Annotated in this window: 8 protein-coding genes; all 8 read right to left on the reverse strand. The window is 63.9% G+C overall.

The annotated features are described in order from the left end of the window. Position 1: 1 nt before the first annotated feature. Positions 2-14,287 (reverse strand): non-ribosomal peptide synthetase, encoded by a 14,286-nt coding sequence (locus ATN37_RS09115; protein WP_218695035.1) that lies wholly within the window; start codon positions 14,285-14,287, stop codon positions 2-4. Between the two features lie 339 nt (positions 14,288-14,626). Continuing rightward, complete coding sequence (locus ATN37_RS09120) at positions 14,627-15,049, reverse strand: metal-sulfur cluster assembly factor (RefSeq protein WP_003944963.1); 423 nt, start codon at positions 15,047-15,049, stop codon at positions 14,627-14,629. After that, a complete protein-coding gene (gene sufU / locus ATN37_RS09125) occupies positions 15,046-15,549 on the reverse strand; it encodes a Fe-S cluster assembly sulfur transfer protein SufU (RefSeq protein ID WP_003944894.1) in 504 nt (167 codons plus the stop codon). The genes ATN37_RS09120 and sufU overlap by 4 nt, the downstream gene beginning before the upstream one ends. 3 nt (positions 15,550-15,552) lie before the next feature. Then, positions 15,553-16,818, reverse strand: a complete 1,266-nt coding sequence (locus tag ATN37_RS09130) for a cysteine desulfurase (RefSeq protein WP_003944865.1) — start codon at positions 16,816-16,818, stop codon at positions 15,553-15,555. Between the two features lie 5 nt (positions 16,819-16,823). Then, a complete protein-coding gene (sufC, locus tag ATN37_RS09135; protein WP_003944795.1) occupies positions 16,824-17,630 on the reverse strand; it encodes a Fe-S cluster assembly ATPase SufC in 807 nt (268 codons plus the stop codon). Positions 17,631-17,691: 61 nt separating this feature from the next. Beyond that, positions 17,692-18,912 carry a Fe-S cluster assembly protein SufD gene (gene sufD, locus ATN37_RS09140; protein WP_081557858.1) on the reverse strand — a complete coding sequence of 407 codons (1,221 nt, stop codon included), beginning with the start codon at positions 18,910-18,912 and terminating at the stop codon, positions 17,692-17,694. Further along, positions 18,912-20,372 (reverse strand): Fe-S cluster assembly protein SufB, encoded by a 1,461-nt coding sequence (gene sufB, locus ATN37_RS09145; protein ID WP_003944799.1) that lies wholly within the window; start codon positions 20,370-20,372, stop codon positions 18,912-18,914. Before sufB ends, sufD begins: the two co-directional genes overlap by 1 nt. A gap of 155 nt (positions 20,373-20,527) precedes the next feature. After that, positions 20,528-21,274, reverse strand: a complete 747-nt coding sequence (locus ATN37_RS09150) for a metalloregulator ArsR/SmtB family transcription factor (RefSeq protein WP_269455348.1) — start codon at positions 21,272-21,274, stop codon at positions 20,528-20,530. Between the last annotated feature and the right edge of the window lie 53 nt (positions 21,275-21,327).

Raw genomic sequence — 21,327 nt, forward strand, 5'->3', positions numbered from 1 at the left:
GTCAGCCGCGCACGTCTTGGATCTCGATCAGAGCGTCCAACTCTGCGTCGACGTCCGGAGCCGCGTGACGACCCGTTCCGACCGCAAGGTTGATCACGGGTCCGATCGCCTCCAGACCTGCCTCGGTGAACATTTCGGCGTGTGACGTGGGCACCGGACGGTCGATGATCACCCCGGAGACGAACGGTCGCCACGCCGACGCGGTTCGCAGCGGGTCGAAGGTGTCGGCGTGTGCCGAGAAGAACAGCAGATCGCCCACGAACTTGCCCGGGCGGTATCGGTGAGCCAGTTCGGCGCCGGCGGAGTATTCCTCGAACAGTCGCTCGATCCGATCGCTCGAGACCAAGGGGTGATCGCCGATGGTTTCACGCAAGAGTGCTTCGGCGTCCTCGGATGTCAGATCACGCTCGCCGGTGTCCGGGACCGAGATCCCCAACCCGCCGATCAGTTCGGCGAGAGAAGGCTGCGCGCCTGCCATCGTCGGGTCTTCGAGAACGAAGCTGTCGAGCAGAATCAGGTCGGCGACGCTCTCACCCGCGGCTTGCAACTGCACCGCCGCCGCGTGAGCGATCAATCCGCCGATCGACCACCCCAGCAGGTGATACGGACCGTGCGGCTGAACTCCTCGAATTTCCTCGACGTACCGCGCCGCGAAGTCCTCGATCAGCTCCGCCCGAAATTCGGAGTCCGTCAGGACCGGCGACTGCAGGCCGTAGAGCGGCCGGCTGGAGTCGACGTAGCGATCGAGCGCTCCGTAGCACCAGGCCAATCCGATGGCCGGATGGATGCAGAACAGTGGCTCGGCGCGGCCTTCCGGACGTAGTGGCAGGACTACCGCAAGTGCGGAGGTATCCGCGTCACCTGTCACAACTGTTGCCTCGAGTTCGAAGAGTCTGCGCGCCAATGCCTCCGGAGTCGGGTCGGAGAATATCCACGCGACGGGGACGGTCATGCTGGTGCGTTCTTTGATGGCAGCGACCAAACGCGTTGCCATGAGTGAGTTGCCGCCGAGTTCGAAGAAACTCGAATCGGCGTACGTGTCTACGTCGGCCAGATCGAGTACCTCTGCGAAAGCAGCGCAGATCGCGATCTCGTCGCTGCCTTCCGGACTGCGTCCACTCGGCGACTCCCAGTTGGGAGCAGGCAGAGCGCTGCGATCGAGCTTGCCCGCCGGTGTGGTCGGGACTGCGCCGATCACGACAACAGCGGACGGGTTCATGTGCGCAGGCAGCGATATACCTGCGTGACGGCGCAGCGCGGCGGCGTCGAAGTCCGCATGTGCCGGGACGACGTACGCGACGATCCGAGCGTCGACGCCCTCCCCGACGACGACGCTGACAGCCGAATGCACGGACGCTTCCGCTGCCAGCACCGCGTCGATTTCTCCGAGTTCGATTCGGAACCCTCGGATCTTGACCTGGTGGTCTGCGCGTCCGAGGTAGATCAGTGCCCCTGAGCGATCTTCGCGCACAAGATCCCCGGTGCGGTACATGCGAGCGCCTTCGGGTCCATGCGGGTCGGCGACGAAGCGCGCGGCTGTGAGTGCGGGGTTGCCGAGGTACCCGCGGGCGAGACCGTCGCCGCTGACGTAGAGCTCACCGACGACCTGGCCGGGAACCGAGTGCAGTCGGGAATCGAGAATCATCGCGTCCACGCCGCGGATCGGGCCGCCGATCGTCACGGGCTCCCCCGCGACCAGCGAATCACTGATGGTGACGGCGACGGTGGCCTCGGTCGGGCCGTACGCGTTGAACATTCGGCGCCCCGGTGCCCACCGAGATACGAGGTCGGCGGAACAGGCGTCGCCGCCGACGACGACGGCTTCGAGATGGTCGAGCCCGGCGGGATCGACAGTCGCCAAGGCGGCTGGAGTCACGAAAGCATGGGTGATCGTCTGCTCGTCGAGCAGTTCGTGCAATTCGACACCGCCGAGAACTGTCGGCGGCGCTATCACCATCGTTGCGCCGGCGCCGAGAGCCAGAAGGAGCTCGAGAACCGACGCGTCGAAGCTCGTCGAGGCGAAGCTCAGAGCACGAGAGTGCGCGGTGACGCCGAAACGCTCCCGCTGTTCGTCGGCAAACGCTGCCAGTCCCGCGTGAGTGACCAACACGCCCTTGGGTTTTCCTGTCGAGCCCGAGGTGTAGATCAAGTAGGCCGGGTTGTCGAACTCGAGTGGCGCGTCCGGCAGTGTCTCGGAATGGACTGCCTCGATTTCGGTGGTGAATTCGATCGCATCCAACTCGATCCACGATGTGACGCCAGGAAGGTCGGCCGCATACTCGCCCCTGGTGATACCGAGTACCGCTCCACTGTCGGTGAGCATGTGCTCGATCCGCTCGGCGGGGTACGCCGGATCCACGGGAAGAAACACTCCGCCGGCTTTCGCTACGGCCCAGAGCGCGATCACATAGTCGGCCGACCTCGGAAGCGCCAGTGCCACCATCATTTCCGGCGCTATTCCGCGAGCGATCAACGCAAACGCCATAGCGTCGGAGCGTCGGTCGAGTTCGCCGTACGTGAGCGTGACGGATGTGGCGACGTCGACGATTGCCGGAGCGTGCGGATCGGCAGCGCCGCGAAGCAGCAACTCCGGCAAGGTCAAAGCATCGCCGGCCGGACGTCCGGGCAACGCACGCAGGCGACGTCCCGCAAGATCCACGTCACCGACGACGGCGGAGGGCTGGGCAGTCAGTGTCTCGACGATCGTTTCCAGCATCACTGCAAACGACGCCGCCGTATCGGTGTCGAAGAGATCCTTCGCGTAGGTGAGGGAGGCCTCGTAGCCGCCGCCTTCCTCCGCGGTCTGTTCGACAACGGTGAACTGCAGGTCGTACTTGGCGATGTCCGGTGTGATCTCGTGGGCACGAACGGCAAGTCCAGGCAGGTCCCACGTCGTCGGGTGGGCGCCGTGGAACGAGATCATCGTCTGGAACACCGGATGACGGTCGGTGCTCCGGGTCGGCGCCACCACGTCCACGACCTGCTCGAACGGAATGTCCGCGTGGGCGAAGGCGTCGAGATCGACGGAGCGGACAGTACGCAGAACGTCGACGAACGTCGACCCGGGGTCGACCGTCGTGCGCAGTCCGACCGTGCCCACGAACATTCCCACGAGGTCGTCGAGAACTCGGTGTCCTCGCCCGGCGACCGGAGATCCGATCACGATGTCGGTGCTTCGACTCAGCCTGGACAGCAGGACGGCATAGGCAGCGTGCAGCACCATGAACGGCGTCGCCGCATTGGCTCCGGCAACCGCCTCGACCGCGATCCGGGTGTGCGCCGGAAGCGAGACCGCGGTGTGGGCACCGCTCAACGACTGGGTGAGCGGACGCGCTCGATCGCTCGGAAGGTCGATCAATTCAGGTGCGCCCCGCAACGTCTCCCGCCAGTACGACGCCTGTGCCCCGAGCACGCTCTCGGATTCGTTCACCGAGCCCAGCGCTTCCCGCTGCCAGATGGCGAAGTCCGCGTAGTGCACTTCGAGCGGGGTGAACTCGGGAGCGTGTCCCGAACTTCTCGCGACGTAGGCGGTGAGCACGTCCTTCATCAACGGCGCGATCGACCATCCGTCCGCCGCGATGTGGTGGATCACGATGACAAGTGTGTGGTGCTGCGGCGTCGATTCGAGCAGGAGCGCGCGAACGGGAGCTTGGGTCGTGATGTCGAATCCACGCGACGCGAATTCTCTGGCGAGCTCTGCCGGTTCACGGGTGTCCGCATTTCCGTACTCGAGCGAGGTGAATGCATCCTGGATCACCTGGTGTGGACCGGTGCCGGAGTCGGGGAACACCGTGCGCAGGATTTCGTGCCTTTCGATCACGTCGAGGACCGCAGCTTCGAGGGCCGGCACGTCGAGTGCACCGTCGAGGGAGATCGCAGCAGGGACGTTGTACGCGGGTGAGCCGGGATCCATCTGGTTGAGGAACCAGATGCGTGCTTGCGCGTAGGACAGCGGAATTCGCTCGGGGCGGTCTACGGCGGTGATCGGTGGAAGCGCCTTCGCCCCGGCGGATGTGTCGAGCGCGGTGGCAAGTTCCCGAATTTCGGGGTGCTCGAACAGCATTCGGACAGGCACCTGCCTGCCCAACGACTCGCCGAGTCGCTGGGCCAGTCTGGTGGCGAGCAGTGAGTTGCCACCGAGTTCGAAGAAACTGTCCGACGCACTGATCTGTTCGATACCCAGCAGTTCCGCCACGACGCCGGCAACCTGGAGTTCGGTCGCGGTCGTCAGCGGCTCGACACTTCGCTCGGACGAACGCAGTGTCGGCGCCGGCAATGCCGATCGGTCGAGCTTCCCGACGGGGGTCAGCGGTACGTGATCGATCGGGGTGATCGCCGACGGCACCATGAAGGCGGGCAGTGAGCGGCGCGCATGGTTCAGCAACTCGTCCATCTCGACCGCATCGGCACCGAGCACTACGTACGACGCCAACATCGTCTCACCGGAAGCTGCGTCGACGCCCACGGTGACCGCGAACTCGACGCCGGGGTAAGTGCTGAGGACGGAGTCGATCTCGCCCAGTTCGATGCGGAATCCGCGCACTTTCACCTGGTGATCGGAGCGTCCAACGTATTCGATCGTCTCGAGCGGCGTCCACCGAACCAAGTCACCGGTCCGGTACATGCGGGTGCCGGCCGGGCCGAACGGCGCTGCCACGAATCGCGTCGCCGTCAAGGCGGGTTGGTCGAGGTAGCCGCGGGCAAGTCCCAGGCCGGCGATGTAGAGCTCACCGGTGACCCCGACGGGTACCGGCTGAGCCGAGCCGTCGAGAATTACCGCGGACACGCCGCGGACGGGCCCGCCGATGGTCACGGTCTCCCCCACGCTCAAGGCATCACTGATGCAGACCATGACGGTGGTTTCCGTCGGCCCGTAGCCGTTGAACAATCGGCGACCCGGTGCCCACTTGCGGACCAGTTCGGGTGGGCATGCCTCGCCGCCGACAACGATCGACTGCAGGACGTCCAGCCCGGTGGGATCGACCGAGGCCAGCGCTGCCGGTGTGATGAACGCGTGGGTCACCTGGTGATCGGTGACCAATTCGGCTAGGTCCTGGCCGCCGTAGACGTCGGGAGAGGCGATCACCATCGTCGCGCCTTCACCGACTGCGAGCAGCAGTTCGAGGATGGACGCGTCGAAGCTCGGTGAGGAGAAGTGCAGCGTCCGCGACTGCGCCGAGATGCCGTAACGCGCCGTCTGCTCGGCCGCCAATGCGCTCAGGCCACGATGAGTGACGCTGACGCCCTTGGGCTTTCCCGTCGATCCGGAGGTGTAGATGATGTAGGCGAGGTTGTCGATTCGGATCGGCGCGGCCGGAACCGGCTGCCCGACACCGTCGCCGTAGATGTCGTCCATCGTCATCCACGGAACCGGGCGGGGCAGTGATTCGATCACCGCTTCTGTGGTCACTCCGCGCGTGGCTCCGGAGTCGGTGAGCATGTGCAGAATGCGATCGGCGGGGTATCGCGGATCGACCGGAACAAACGCGGCGCCAGTCAAGGAAACGCCCCACAAGGCGACGATCGAGTCGATCGAGCGCGGAATCGCGATCGCCACAATGTCTTCGGCACCGATCCCTTCCGTGGTCAGACGGCGGGCAAGCGCCGATGCACGGGCGAAGAGATCTCGGTAGAGCACGGTGGTGTCACCGGATCGAAGGGCCACCGAATCGCCTGAAAGGTTGGCGGTCCGCGTCAAAATTTCGGCCAAGGTACGCGAGGCCGTCCACGCCGGACCTCGAACCGGCATCAGCGACGCCCGCTCGAGGGTGCTGAGGAATTCGATGTCGTCGATCGCCGTGTCCGGTTCGGCGGCGACGGCGCGGGCCACCGACTCCACACGAGCGGCGATCGATTCTGCGGTGGAAATGTCGAAGAGCGCCTCGGCAAACCTGAGCGACCCGGTGATCTCCGTGTTCTCGGAATCGCCGGCCAGCAGGGTGAACTCGAGGTCGAATTTCGCGACGGACGGTTCGAGTGGCTGCGCCTCGAGATGCGCGTCGTGGACCGTGACCTGCGGCGAGACCATATTCTGGTGGAACGACAGCATGACCTGAAACAGTGGGTGGCGCGTGGTGGACCGGTCGAGGTCGAGGGCGTCGACCAGCACCTCGAAGGGCAGCTCGGGGTGCGCGAAGGCGGCAAGGTCGCGTTCACGGACGACCTCGAGCAAAGAGGTGAAGGGCGCTCGGTGATCGACCGGTGTGCGAAGCGGTACCGAATTGACGAACATCCCGATCAGGGAATCCAGTTCGGGTCGCCCGCGGCCCGCTACCGGAGTCCCGATCACCACGTCGTCGGTTGCACCGAGACGGGCGAGAACAACCGCCAAGATCGCGTGTACGACCATGAATTGCGTCATGCCACTGCGCCGCGCCAGGGCGCCGAGTCGCTCCGCCGTCGCCGCGTCGATGACGATCGGCACCGATCCGACGGCGGTCGTGGTGACAGATCCGCGTGGGCGATCCACCGGTAGCAGTACCTCGTCCGGGGCGCCAGCCATGGCAGCTGTCCAGAACGTCAGCTCGCGGGCAACCAGAGACTCCGGATCGTTGATCTGTCCGAGCGAGTCTTGCTGCCACAGCGCGTAATCGGCGTACTGCACGTCGAGCGGCGTGAAAACCGGTGCATCTCCGACAGAGCGCGCCGAGTACGCCGCGATGAAATCTGCGGCAAAAGGAGTCAGCGACCAGCCGTCGAAGGCAATGTGGTGGATGACGACGACCAGTACGTGAGCGTCGGCGTCCACGCGCACGAGCAGTGCCCGAATCGGCAGATCCGAACCAAGATCGAACCCCCGCGCCGCAAACTCCCTCGTCGCCGCGTCGATACCTTCGGAGCCGCAGTAGCGCTCGACGGAGAACTGCATGTCGGAAAGCGCTCGGATGACCTGGCTCGGCCCGTCCGCGCTGTCGACGTAGATCGTTCGAAGTACCTCGTGGCGTGCGATGACGTCCGCAAGCGCCTCCTCGAGTGCATCGCCGTGGAGGTCGCCGGTGATGCGGATCGCGAACGGAATGTTGTAGACCGAGGACTGCGGATCGAAGCGATTGACGAACCACAGGCGCTGTTGCGCTGCGGAGAGCGGTAGGCGGTCAGGGCGAGCACCGGCGCTCAGGGCAGGTCGATCGTCTGACTCTTCGGCGCTCGCCGCCAGACGCGCAGCGAGAGCTTCGACGGTCGGTGATTCGAAGATCGAGCGAACGTCCACCGTGAGTCCCGTCGCTGCGCTCAACCGCGCGGACACCTGCGTCGCGACGAGCGAGTTGCCCCCGAGATCGAAGAAGCTGTCTCCGGCCCGGACCTCGGGCACGTCGAGCAGTGAAGCGAACACGTCGGCAACGGTTCGTTCGAGTCCGGCCTCGGGTTCACGGCCCGTTCCGAGGATTTCGCGCGGTATCGGCGTCGGCAACGCTCTGCGATCGAGTTTGCCGACCGGAGTCAACGGAATGGCGTCGATCGGGGTGATCGACGACGGAATCATGTACCGCGGTAGCGTGTCGGCGAGTCCCACGAACAGCGACTCGATATCAGCGTCGCCGCTCAGCAACACGTACGACGCCAGAGTGGTACCCGCGGCGGATTCGACGGGAATCGTCGTGGCGAACTGGACGAGAGGGGAATCCATCAGAGCAGCGTCGATCTCGCCGAGTTCGATGCGGAACCCGCGGATCTTGAGCTGATGATCGCTGCGGCCCACGTAGCGAAGGGTCAGGTCCTTGGTCCAGCGGACCAGGTCACCGGTTCGGTACATCCGGGCACCGGGCGTCGAGTACGGATGCGCGACAAACCGATCCGACGTCAGCGCGGGACGAAGGTGGTAACCACGTGCAAGGCCCGGCCCACCGATGTACAGCTCGCCGACGCCGCCGATCGGGACCGGTTGCAGCCGAGAGTCGAGCACCACGGCGTCGATTCCGCGGATGGGACCGCCGATGGTGATCGGCTCCCCCGGTGAGAGTGGGTCACTGATGGCAACCATGACAGTGGTTTCGGTCGGACCGTATCCGTTGTGCAGTCTGCGCCCGTTGCCCCAGCTCGAGACCAATTCCGGCGTGCACACGTCGCCGCCGACGACTACGCATTCCAGTGACGTCACGCCCGCCGGATCGACGGTCGCCAGCGCAGCCGGAGTGATGAAGGCATGAGTGACCTCGCGGCTTCGGAGGAACTCGCTCAACGCCTCCCCTCCGTAGATGTCGGGAGGGGCGATCACCATCGTCGCGCCGGTCGAACCGGCGAGCAGTAGCTCGAGTACGGCGCCGTCGAAGCTCGGTGACGCAAAATGCAGAGTTCGCGACCCGGCGGTGATCCGGTACCGATCCTGTTGTTCGCGAGCAAGATTGGCCAAACCCGCGTGAGTGACGACGGTGCCCTTCGGCACTCCGGTCGAGCCGGACGTGTAGATGACGTACGCAGCCGACGCCGCAGTGATCGACGCTGTTCTGTCAGCGTCGTCGATGGCAGCGTCGGAGTAGGCGGCACATTCTGCAACCGTGTCCGCGTCGCCGAGGTCGATCCAGACTGCGACGTTCCCACCGACTGCCGGACCAGCCGCAACCTCGGCGGACCGAATTCCGATCCGCACACCCGAATCCTCGAGCATGTGCGCAACTCGATCTGCGGGATAACGGGGATCGACCGGGACGAAAACGCCACCGGCTTTGGTGACCGACCAGACTGCGAGCACGGAGTCGACCGATCGGGCGACGGCCAGTGCGACCGGTGTCTCGGGGCCGACTCCCAGGTCCATGAGGTATCGAGCGATCCGATTCGATCGACGCTCCAGCTCCCCGTACGAGAGTGAGCGCTCGGAGTCTTCGAGGGCGATCGCGTCGGGATACGTCCTCGCGGTATCCCCGAGGATCTGCGCCAGCGTCGATTCGCCCACCGAAGCCACGCCGCGCCGCGGCAATATCGTGGCACTCTCCCGGGATCCGAGTACACGAAGATCACCAACCGGTGCAGTCGGTTCCGACACTGCCGATTCCACGAGGGTCACGAAGTTTCGCGCCAAGGATTCGACGGTCGCGTTGTCGAACAGGTCGGTGGAATAGGTGAACGTGGCATCGATTCCAGCTGCGGTCCCGGACTCGTGACGTTCGGTGACGGTGAGCTCGAGGTCGAACTTGGTCAGCCCCGTCTCGACTGCCCGCGCCGTCATCGACACCCCGGCCAGTTCGGCAGTGTGGGTGGTGGCTATCCGCGAGGTGATGGCCGCTTGAAAGACCGGGTGGTGCGCAGGCGAGCGGTCCAGTTCGAGCGCGTCCACGACGACGTCGAAAGGCACGTCCGCATTGTCGAAGGCATCCACGTCGACGGCCCTGACCTGTGACAGGTGTGCGGCAAACGTTACGTCCCGATCGACGACGGTCCGCAGGGCAAGAGTGTTGACGAACATGCCGACGAGCAGATCGAGAGATCTGTCCCCTCGCCCGGCCACCGGTGTTCCGATGACGATGTCGTCCGTGCCGCTGTACCTGGCCAGAAGCAGGGCGAAGCACGCGTGCAGGGCGATGAACGGCGTGGCGTCGTGATCGGCGGCAAGTACAACGAGCTTCTGATGCGTGGAAGCGCCGATTCTGATGTCGACTCCGGCTCCGCGCATGGTCGGGTCGAGTGCGCGCGGACGGTCCGTCGGCAGGTGGAGTTGCTCGGGTGCTCCTGCCAGCTGCCGCTTCCAGAACGTGATCTGTGAGTGGGCAAGCGATTCGGTGGATGCCGTGTCCCCGAGGTGTTCTCGGTGCCAGAGCGTGTAGTCGGCGTACTGCACTGGAAGCGGTGCCCACTGCGGGCTGTTGCCGCCGACGCGAGCGGCGTAAGCGCCGGTGAGATCAGCAGCCAACGGGGCGAGTGACCAACCGTCGGCCACCATGTGATGCAGAACCACTACGAGGACAGCTTCCTCCTCATCGCCTTCCTTCTCGGCGGCGACAGTGATCAGCAGGTAGCGCACCGGACGTTCGCGGACCAGATCGAAACCGGCCGAAGAGAATTCGAAGATCACTCTCTCGAGGCTTCCGCGTTCCACGTCGATCGACTCGAGCCCTGCGATCCCCTCGCCCAGGCCCAGAACCTTCTGCGTCGCGTTGTCACCGACCTGAGGAAACACGGTGCGTAGTGACTCGTGACGTGTCACGACGTCCACGATCGCGGCACTGAGTGCGTCGGGATCGACGGCGCCGCGCAACGACACCGCCAGTGGAATGTTGTACGCACCTGATTCCGGTGCCACGCGGTTCAGGAACCACAGTCGCTGCTGCGCGGGAGCGAGAGGCAGTACAGCCGGCCGGGCCACGACCTGAATACCGTCGGCGTCCGGGGTCTGTGCCGCACGCTCGATCGTCGCCGCGATCCCAGACACCGTGGGATGGTCGAAGAGTGCACGCAGCGGCATTTTAACCCCGGTGGCTTCGGTCAAGCGCGCTACCGCCGTCGTCGCTACCAGCGAGTTTCCGCCCAGATGGAAGAAATTATCGTCGAGTCCGAGCGGTCCACTACTCAGGATGTCAGCCAGAACCGCCGCAACCTTGCCCTCGGTCGGGGTCGTCGGGGGTCGGAAGACCTTGGTGGAGGCCAGGATAGGCGAAGGCAGCGCACGCCGGTCCAGTTTTCCGTTGGTGGTCAACGGAATCGAATCGAGGACCATGAAGGCATCGGGAACCATGTAGGTCGGGAGGGCTTCGGCGGCGTGAGCTCGGAGGGCTTCGGCGTCCACGACGTCGGAAGCGGTCACATAGGTCACGAGAGCGCCGCCCGCCGGCGTCGGAGCCACGACGGTCACGGCATCGTCGATTCCCGGCGCGCTGAGGATGACGGAGTCGATTTCGCCGAGTTCGATCCGGAATCCGCGGATCTTGACCTGCGCGTCGCCGCGTCCGAGGTACTCGAGTTGTCCGGGCGCAATCCATCGTGCGCGGTCGCCGGACCGGTACAACCGTCGTCCGCCGGCATTGAACGGATCGGCGACGAACCGGCCCGCGGTGAGGTCTGGACGGCCCAGATAGCCACGGGCGAGTTGACCGCCCGCGACATAGATCTCCCCCGCGATCCCCACCGGGACCGGGGAGAGATGCTCGTCGAGCAGGTACACACGAAGTCCGTCGATCGCGTCACCGATCCGGCTGCCGGTCAGCGCACTCGCGCTCGCCCGGTCGAGTTCGAGATGGGTGACGTGCACCGTCGTCTCGGTGATGCCGTACATGTTGACGAGTGCAGGCGCGGATTCCGTGTGACTTTCGTACCCCGGGTGATTGTCGTACCAGCGCCCGAGTCGACGCAGGTCCAAGGCTTCGCCACCGAAGATCACGTACCGGAGCCGGGTCTCCGAATCGGCCCGAAGGTCGGCTTCGATGTACTGGTAGAAGGCCGAGGGCGTCTGATTGAGCACGGTGACGCCTTCTGCGGCGACCAGCGCCCGGAAGGCGTCAGGGTCGCGTGATACCTCGTGATCGACCAGGACCAGCGTTCCGCCGTGGAGCAGCGCGCCCCACAGTTCCCAGACCGAGAAGTCGAAGGCGAACGAGTGGAACATCGTCCACACGTCGTTGCCGTCGAATCCGAATTCGACGTGCGTGTTCTCGAACAATCGCACCACAGTGGCGTGGGTGACGGAGACACCTTTGGGTCGGCCCGTCGACCCCGAGGTGTAGATCACGTACGCCAGATTGTCGGCTCCGTGTCCGCGCGGGCGCTCATCGGTTTCCAGACTCTCACCGGAGTATTCGTCGGATTCGACGCCGACGACCACCACGTCAGAGTTCGGGAAGGCGGAGTTCGGGAAAGTGGAATCGGAGATGACGCACACCGGTTGCGCATCCTCGACCACGTATGCCAAACGCTCGGCGGGGTGTGCACGATCGAGTGGGAGGTATCCGCCGCCGGCCTTCACTACCGCGACAGCGGCAACGATCATGTCCACGGATTTCGGCAGCATGATTCCGACCAACGACTCGGATTGCACGCCATGATCGACGAGCTTGCGCGCCAACTGATTCGATCGTCGATCGAGTTCGCGGTACGACACGCGCTCGCTGCCCGCGACAACGGCGATCGCTTCCGGGGTCGCCCGAATGCGGTCGGAAAGGATCTCGGAGAGCGTTCGGACCGGGGTAATCGGCAGAACGGGCGGCACCAGCGCCTGGCGCGCCTCCGGGCGCAGTAGATCCACTGAGCCGAGCGCCGAGTGCGGAGTACCGACCATCGCGGTCAAGATTCGTAGATAACGGTCGGCGAGGTCCTCGGCTTGCTTCTTCGTGCCGAGCCAATCCAGAACACCGGAGATCGGCTGATCGAAATCGGCATGCTCACCAGTCGGAATCGCCAGGGAGACAAACAGTTCCGGCACGGTGGCCAGATCCGATCCGATAGGCGCACCGACCATGAGCCCCGGAAATCTCGGGTGAGCATCCAGCGGCTCCTCGAAACAGACCATCGCCCGGAACAACGGGCCCGTCTCGACCCAGCGGCCGTCACCGAGTGCGGCGGTCACCGAAGACAGAAGAATGTCTGCGTGTTCGAGAGCTTCGATTGCGACGGTGTCCACCGCACCGACCAGGTCGGTGAGCGTCATGGTGTTCGACACCGTCGAGCGAAGCACCAACTGGTTGGCGAACATCGAGACGAAATCGTCCGGATTGGAGGCGCCGTACCCTCGGACCGAGACGCCGATCGACACCTCGTCGGCCGAACCGACGCGGCGCAGCAGTCCGGCCATCGCAGACTGGAACAGCACGAACAGACTCGTGTTCATCGTCGTCGCCATCGTCTCGAGGCTCCGGCAGAGGCCTGCCTCGATCTCGAGGGGCGTGGACGTTCGACCGGATCCGGCGACGACCGGCAAACCCAGTTCCTCGGCGGGGTTCGACAAGGTCGCAGACCAGTACTCGACGTTGCGGGCGTGTTGAACTTCGGCGATCCATTTACCCGCGGCGTCGGGGTCGATATCCATCAATCGAGTTCCCGATTCCGCAGCGCAGAACAAGTCGAGGAACTCGAGGAAACGCCGGTGGTGACGCGAGATGTCCTCGTTGGTGTACAGGTCTGGATTCGCGGCGAAGTCGATCTGGATCTCTTCGGCTGCGGAAGTCTGATAGACGTTGACGGAGAGGTCTTCGATCGGCCCGGTCGAGATCACGTTCAGTTCGCCGTGCGCGTCCCCGAGAGTGATTCCGGAATGGAACAGCATGAGGTTGATCAACGGCCCGTGGAAGCCTCGTCCGTCGGCGATGCTGTGATCACCGGCGTTGAGGTCGCGTCGTAGGTCCTCGTGGCGGTATTTCTGATGACGCAGTGCGCCGGTGAGTTCGATCTTCACCTCGTGCAGCAAGTCCCCGACCGCGAAATGCGGATCGACGCTCGCACGTATCGGGACGACGTTCGACATCATTCCGCCGGACCTGCGAGCAGCTTTTGTCGTCCGCCCCGAGACCGGCAGGCTGAGGACCACGTCGCGGGTCCCGGTGGCCCGGGCGAGGTAAGCCGCCAGAGCACCGATCACCACTGACGACGTCGTCACATCGTGGGCGGCGGCCAGCCGTTCGAGGGAGCTCCGCAGTTCCGTAGGTACCGTCGCCGACCGTAGGCGAGACCATGCCTGCGACGGAGCAGTCGAGGACGCGAGCGAGGTTCCGCCCGGTTTGTCGGCCATCTTGGTGTTCCAGTAGTCGCGATCGCGCTCCCACCGCGTGGAGCCCAGATAGTCGGCCTCTGCCTTCACCAACGATTGGAGGGGGGCAGTTACCGCTGGGGGAACTGGCAGATCGCGCACCACAGCGGTGTAGATCTCGGCTGTGCGGTTCATCATCGACATCGCGCCGAAACCGTCGAGCGCCACATGATGAATACGGCTGTACCAGTAGTAATGGTCGTCGCGAAGCACCAGGACTGCCAGCCTGACCAGGCGATCGGTGAACGGATCGATGGCAGCAGTGTGCTCTCTGCGCATCCATTCCTGCGCTGCAGATTCCGGATCCGATTCGGCGCGAAGATCGACCACGTCGAGGGAGTCGTCCATGTCGAGATCGAGCCACTGACGCGCAACCCCGTCCACCTCGACCAGGCGCAGATATCCGGAGCCGATCTCACGGCCGGTCTGTTTGCTGGCAGCGGTCAGCAGCTCGATGTCGAGTGGGCCGTCCACGTCCACGTACTGAGCGATGCTGACGGGAATCTCGGGTCGAAGCTGTTGTGCGACAAGCAGGGAAAGTTGCGCGGCAGAAAGAGGGAAGGTGAGTTCGTCGTCCGGACGAGCTGCGGAAACGATTCCTCGGTCGGGACTGCCATCCACACGAATCTCCCTCTTACAACTTGATCATGATGCAAACAGGTATATGCGTCCGCTGGACGCTTCGAACTGATCGGGGCACTTCGAAAATGAGACGAATACTTTGGAAAGCTCGGGTGGAAACTGGCAAATCGCCCGCCGGAGATCACATCGTGACAATCAGCTGCGATGTTACCGATCAGTCAGCTTCCAGCAAATATTCATCAAACAACCATTTGGGACTATTGTCCTGAATATCATGGCTAAAACGGCCCTATATAACAAACCGAAGCGCCGGTACCCGACGAACGGGCACCGACGCTCCGGTGAAATGTATTCAGTTGATCGTGCCGAGGTTGCTTGTCAGACCGTGAAGCCGAGTGCGCGAAGTTGCTCGCGTCCGTCTTCGGTGATCTTGTCCGGTCCCCACGGCGGCAACCACACCCAGTTGATCTTCATGTCGGTACACAGATCGCTACGCACAAGTGCGCCGCGTGCCTGGTCCTCGATCACGTCGGTCAACGGGCACGCCGCCGACGTCAAAGTCATGTCGATCGTGACGACACCGTCGTCTTCGAAGAGTCCGTAGACCAAGCCGAGATCGACGACGTTGATTCCCAGTTCGGGGTCGACGACGTCGCGCATCGCTTCTTCGAGTTCGTCGAGTCGCTCAGGCGACGGGACAGTGCCACTGCCCTGTGCGCCACCGAATTCCGCAGTGGAATCGGGATTCGGATTCACCGGAGCGCCGACCTCGGCGTCCTGCACTGGTTGTGTCTCGGTCATGATCCCTGTCCTTCAGTAGTGTCGACCAATTCACTGCTGCTGTCCGCCGTCGTCACAGCACTGCCGTCGACAATCTGGACTACAGCATCCTTGAATGCCATCCATCCGAGCAAGGCGCACTTCACGCGTGCCGGATACTTCGAGACACCGACGAACGCGATGCCGTCGCCGAGAACGTCCTCGTCCCCCTCGACGGTGCCCCGACTGCTCACCATCTCGTTGAACGCCGTCACCGTCTTCAGTGCGTCGGTGACCTGCATCCCGATGACGAGGTCGTTGAGCACCGACGTCGACGCCTGGCTGATCGAACAACCCTGACCGTCGTACGAGACGTCGGAGACCGTTCCGTCCTCGGAGATCTGGACGCGCAACGTCACCTCGTCGCCACACGTCGGGTTGACGTGGTGCACCTCGGCGCCGAACGGCTCACGGAGTCCGCGGCCGTGCGGATGTTTGTAGTGATCGAGGATCACTTCCTGATACATCTGCTCCATGCGCATGATTCAGTTCAACTCCCCTGCGACACCGAAAAATTCCTGCGCACGCTTGATCGCGGCAACGAGAACATCGATTTCCGCGGTGGTGTTGTAGAGCGCAAACGACGCACGGGCCGTCGCAGCGACACCGAACTTACGATGCAGCGGCCACGCACAATGGTGTCCGACGCGAATCGCGACGCCCTCGTCGTCGAGGATCTGTCCGAGGTCGTGGGCGTGAATACCGTCCACGACAAAGGAAATCGCTCCGCCGCGGTTCTCGGACGTCTGCGGTCCGATGATGCGCAGACCTTCGATCGCCGACAACTTTTCGAGAGCAGCCTCCACCAACACGTGCTCGTGCGCGGCGACTGCGTCCATCCCGAAGGTGTTCAGGTAATCCACGGCAGCGCCCAACCCGACCACCTGTGAGGTCATCGGTACGCCGGCTTCGAAACGCTGAGGCGGTGGCGCGTAGGTGCTGACCTCCATGGTGACCGTCTCGATCATCGAGCCACCGGTGATGAACGGAGGCATCGCTGCCAGCAGTTCACGACGGCCGTAGAGAACTCCGACCCCCGAAGGGCCGAGCATCTTGTGACCGGAGAACGCCGCGTAGTCCACTCCCAGTTCGTGGAAGTCGACCGCCATGTGAGGCACCGACTGGCACGCGTCGAGCACGACGAGCGCACCGACGGCGCGTGCTCGTCGCACCAATTCCTCGACGGGCGCGATCGCGCCGGTCACGTTGGACTGGTGGGTGAACGAAACGACCTTCACCGCGTCCGTCAGCTCCAGCGAATCGAGATCGATCCGGCCGTCGTCGGTGACGCCGTACCACTTGAGCGTCGCACCGGTTCGGCGCGCAAGTTCCTGCCAGGGAACGAGGTTGGCGTGGTGTTCGAGTTCGGTGATGACGATTTCGTCGCCAGGACCGACATGGCGGTCGAAGCGATCGTCACCGAGAACGTAGGTCACCAGATTGAGAGCCTCGGTGGCGTTCTTGGTGAACACCAACTCGTCCGAATCCGCACCCACGAAAGAAGCGATGGTGGCGCGAGCATTCTCGTACGCGTCCGTCGCCTCTTCTGCGAGCTGATGAGCACCCCGGTGTACTGCCGCGTTACACGTGGTCAGGAAGTCCCGTTCGGCATCGAGAACCTGGACCGGACGCTGTGAGGTAGCGCCGGAATCCAAGTACACCAAAGGTTTTCCGTCGCGCACGGTTCGCGCCAGGATCGGGAAGTCGGCCCGAACCGCTGTGACGTCGAGCTCGCGCACCGAGGTGGTCATCGTGATTACGCTCCCTGGGTAGCTGCGGTGTCCGCGGTGAAACGAACGTAGCCGTTGGTCTCGAGCTCGTCGGCCAGCTCCGGTCCACCGGACTCGACGATGCGGCCACCGACGAACACGTGAACGAAGTCGGGGTTGATGTAGCGCAGAATGCGCGTGTAGTGCGTGATCAGCAGAACGCCGCCGTTCTCGCGCTCCTTGTAGCGGTTGACGCCTTCCGAGACGGTGCGCAGAGCGTCGACGTCGAGGCCGGAGTCGGTCTCGTCGAGGATCGCGATCTTCGGCTTGAGCATGCCCAACTGCAGGATCTCGTGGCGCTTCTTCTCGCCACCGGAGAAGCCTTCGTTGACCGAGCGCTCGATGAACGAGGGATCGATCTCGAGCTCGCTGAGGGCTTCCTTGACTTCCTTGACCCAGTGGCGCAGCTTGGGAGCCTCGCCTCGCACGGCCGTAGCGGCGGTGCGCAGGAAGTTGGACATGGAAACGCCGGGAACCTCGACGGGGTACTGCATGGCCAGGAAGAGCCCGGCACGTGCACGCTCGTCGACGCTCATTGCGAGGACGTCTTCACCGTTGAGGGTGATGGAGCCGGACGTGACCTGGTACTTGGGGTGACCGGCGATGGCGTACGACAGAGTCGACTTGCCGGAGCCGTTGGGGCCCATGATCGCGTGGGTCTCCCCCGAGCGGACCGTCAGGTCGACGCCCTTGAGGATCTGGATGGGCTCGGCGTTGGCATCGGAGTTGGCGACCTCGACGTGCAGGTCACGAACCTCGAGGACCGAGGTGGTGGTGTTGTCACTGGTAGACATGAAATTCCTTCAAGATGAGGCGGGCGAGCGTAGCGACGGGGTGGTGTCGCAGGCGGGGCGGTCAGGAGCCGACGGCTGCGAGTTCGGCTTCGACTGCGGCTTCGAGGCGATCGCGCACCTCGGGAACAGCGATCTTGTTGATGATTTCGTGGAAGAACCCACGTACGACCAGACGACGAGCCTGATCCTCCGGGATACCACGAGCACGCAGGTAGAACAGCTGCTCGTCGTCGAAACGTCCCGTTGCACTTGCGTGGCCGGCCCCGACGATCTCACCGGTTTCGATTTCGAGGTTCGGAACCGAGTCGGCGCGGGCGCCGTCGGTCAGCACCAGGTTGCGGTTGAGCTCGAACGTGTCGGTGCCCTCCGCTGCGGCGCGGATGAGAACGTCGCCGATCCACACGGTGTGCGCGTCGGGCTTGCCGGATCCGGGATCTCCCTGAAGCGCACCCTTGTAGACCACGTTGGACTTGCAGTTGGGCTGCGAATGGTCCACCAGCAGACGCTGTTCCAGATGCTGGCCGGCGTCGGCGAAGTACAGGCCGAGCAGTTCGGCGTCGCCGCCCGGTCCGTCGTACTTGACGGTGGCGGACAGGCGAACCAGATCGCCGCCCAGGCTGATCGAGGTGTATCGAAGCACTGCGTCGCGGTTCAGGCGAGCGTGGTGTGACGTCACGTGAACCGCGTCGTCCGCCCAGTCCTGGATGGCCACCACGGTCAGCTGCGAACTGTCACCGAGAACGAATTCGATGTTCTCCGCGAAGGTTCCGCTGCCGCGCTGGTCGATCACGAACGTCGCCTTGGCGAACTGCGCCAGCCGAATCTGGGTGTGTCCGTAGGCGACGTTGTCGACTCCGGGGCCGGTCATGGTGACCACAACGGGCTTCTCGACCTCGACCTCGGCACCAACCGAGATGACCGTTGCCGTCTCGAAGCTCGAATACGCCTGCGCTGCAACGCGATCAGCGGGAACGCCGGCTTTGCCCAGACGTGCGTCGTCACGCCCGACGGTCTCGACGGTGATGTCGCTTCCGCCGTCGACCTCGACGGTGACCTGTCCGTTGGCGACGGCGCTGCCGTCGTGCAATCCCCGGAGGCGACGCAGCGGGGTGAACCGCCAGATCTCGTCACGTCCGCCGGGAACCTCGAAAGCATTGACGTCGAACGAGGAGAACTGCTCACCCTTGTTCGTGATGGGTGAGCCGGTGGCTGCACCCTTTACAGGAGCGGTCGGGTTCTCCCCGGCAACAGCTCCGATGACTCCGGTCTCTGGCGTGGTCACTAACCCACAGCCCCTTCCATCTGAAGTTCGATAAGGCGGTTGAGCTCGAGCGCGTACTCCATCGGGAGTTCCTTCGCGATGGGCTCGACGAATCCACGCACGATGGTGGCCATCGCCTCGTCCTCGGTCAGTCCGCGGCTCATCAGGTAGAAGAGCTGATCGTCACTGACCTTCGAAACGGTGGCCTCGTGACCCATGGTGACGTCGTCCTCGCGGATGTCGACGTACGGGTAGGTGTCGCTTCGGCTGATCTGGTCGACCAGCAGAGCGTCACACTTGACGGTCGACTTGGAGCCGTGGGCACCCTTGTTGACCTGCACCAGACCGCGGTACGACGCACGTCCACCACCACGGGCGACAGACTTGCTGATGATGGTCGAGGACGTGTGCGGCGCGAGGTGGAGCATCTTGGCGCCGGTGTCCTGGTGCTGGCCCTCGCCGGAGAACGCAACGGAGAGAACCTCACCGCGGGCGTACTCGCCCATCAGCCACACGGCCGGGTACTTCATGGTGACCTTGGAGCCGATGTTGCCGTCGACCCACTCCATGGATCCGCCTGCCTCGACCTTGGTGCGCTTGGTCACCAGGTTGTAGACGTTGTTGGACCAGTTCTGGATGGTCGTGTAGCGGCAGTGGCCGCCCTTCTTCACGATGATCTCGACGACGGCCGAGTGCAGTGAATCGGACTTGTAGATCGGCGCGGTGCAACCCTCGACGTAGTGCACGGAGGCATCTTCGTCGACGATGATCAGGGTGCGCTCGAACTGACCCATGTTCTCGGTGTTGATGCGGAAGTACGCCTGCAACGGGATGTCCACGTGGACTCCCGGCGGAACGTAGATGAACGAGCCACCGGACCACACGGCGGTGTTCAGCGCGGAGAACTTGTTGTCGCCGGCCGGGATGACCGATCCGAAGTACTCCTTGAACAGCTCCGGGTGCTGCTTGAGACCGGTGTCCGTGTCGAGGAAGATGACGCCCTGCTCCTCGAGGTCCTCACGGATCGAGTGGTAGACGACCTCGGACTCGTACTGAGCTGCGACGCCGGCAACGAGGCGCTGCTTCTCCGCCTCGGGGATGCCGAGCTTGTCGTACGTGTTCTTGATGTCCTCGGGCAGGTCTTCCCACGACTCGGCCTGCTTCTCGCTGGACCGGACGAAGTACTTGATGTTGTCGAAGTGAATACCTTCGAGGTCGCTGCCCCAGTTCGGCATCGGCTTCTTGTCGAAGGTGCGCAGCGCCTTGAGGCGGATGTCGAGCATCCACTCGGGCTCGCTCTTCTTGGCGGAGATGTCCCGCACGACAGCCTCGGACAACCCGCGCTGCGCGCTGGCTCCGGCTTCGTCGGAATCGGACCAGCCGTAGCCGTAATGACCGAGGGACGCGATGGTCTCTTCCTGCGTGAGCGGCTCGGTGCCTGCTGCCGCAGTGGTAGTCGCCTGGTCTGATGTGACGGTCATGCGAGCTCCTTCCGGAGTCTTGTTTCTTGACGGCTGCTCGGGCTCAGCGAGGGCTGGTCGCTGTGGTCGAGCAGTTCTGACTTTGAAGAACTAGCTGAAAAATCTCTATTCGAACGCTGCACGGTGGCAACGCTCTGTAGAACACTCTGGTCCGGTCATCTACTCCCGGTGGACACGAGGGGCACGTGCGTCGTGCAGGCGCAGTCACCGTTGGCGATGGTCGCCAGACGCTGAACATGAGTCCCGAGCAATTGCCGGAATGCTTGCTGCTCTGCCTCGCACAGTTCCGGAAACTCTTCTGCCACATGGGAAACCGGGCAATGGTGTTGGCAGATCTGCACGCCGTTGCCGACCGGCCGGGTCGACGCCGCGAACCCCACCGCGTTGAAGGCTTCGGCGATTGCGTCCGCTGTCGCCTCGACGTTGTCGACATCTGTCGGATCAGCCGGTTCGACGTCTCCGACGATCGCCTGAACCCGACGCTTGGCGAACTCCTCGATTGCCGCGTCTCCGCCGATTTCACGGAGTTGCCGCATCGCGGCTCCCGCCAGATCGTCGTAGGTGTGGCCGAGGCGGCCGCGACCGGTCGCGGTGATCTGGAACTGCTTGGCGGGACGACCTCGTCCACGCTGACGCAGCGACGACGCCGAAGCAGTTCGGGCTTCGCCGGACTCGATCAACGCATCCAAGTGACGTCGGACACCTGCGGCACTCAAACCGAGGCGCGTGCCGATTTCGGAGGCGGTAATGGGGCCTTCTTCGAGTAGCAGCTTGACCACTGCCGCCCGCGTCTGACCTTCGACGCTCACTGTCACCGGATTTGCGGCAGCACTCGGCGAGGCCGCTACAGTGGGCTGACCTGCAACTTCCTTGCTTCGTGGGTCTGACGCATTTCTTTTCACAACACAAGTGTGACGGAATTCTTTTCGCAGGTCTACTAAGGGCAACCTGCATT

Source organism: Rhodococcus sp. MH15 (assembly GCF_019266045.1).
Taxonomy (GTDB): Bacteria; Actinomycetota; Actinomycetes; order Mycobacteriales; family Mycobacteriaceae; genus Rhodococcus_F; species Rhodococcus_F qingshengii.

Excerpts from the sequence above, each read along its gene's own strand:
- sufB (WP_003944799.1), bottom strand. The coding sequence starts at position 20,372 with ATGACCGTCACATCAGACCAGGCGACTACCACTGCGGCAGCAGGCACC.
- sufU (WP_003944894.1), bottom strand. The coding sequence starts at position 15,549 with ATGCGCATGGAGCAGATGTATCAGGAAGTGATCCTCGATCACTACAAA.
- sufC (WP_003944795.1), bottom strand. The coding sequence starts at position 17,630 with ATGTCTACCAGTGACAACACCACCACCTCGGTCCTCGAGGTTCGTGAC.
- ATN37_RS09120 (WP_003944963.1), bottom strand. The coding sequence starts at position 15,049 with ATGACCGAGACACAACCAGTGCAGGACGCCGAGGTCGGCGCTCCGGTG.
- ATN37_RS09130 (WP_003944865.1), bottom strand. The coding sequence starts at position 16,818 with ATGACCACCTCGGTGCGCGAGCTCGACGTCACAGCGGTTCGGGCCGAC.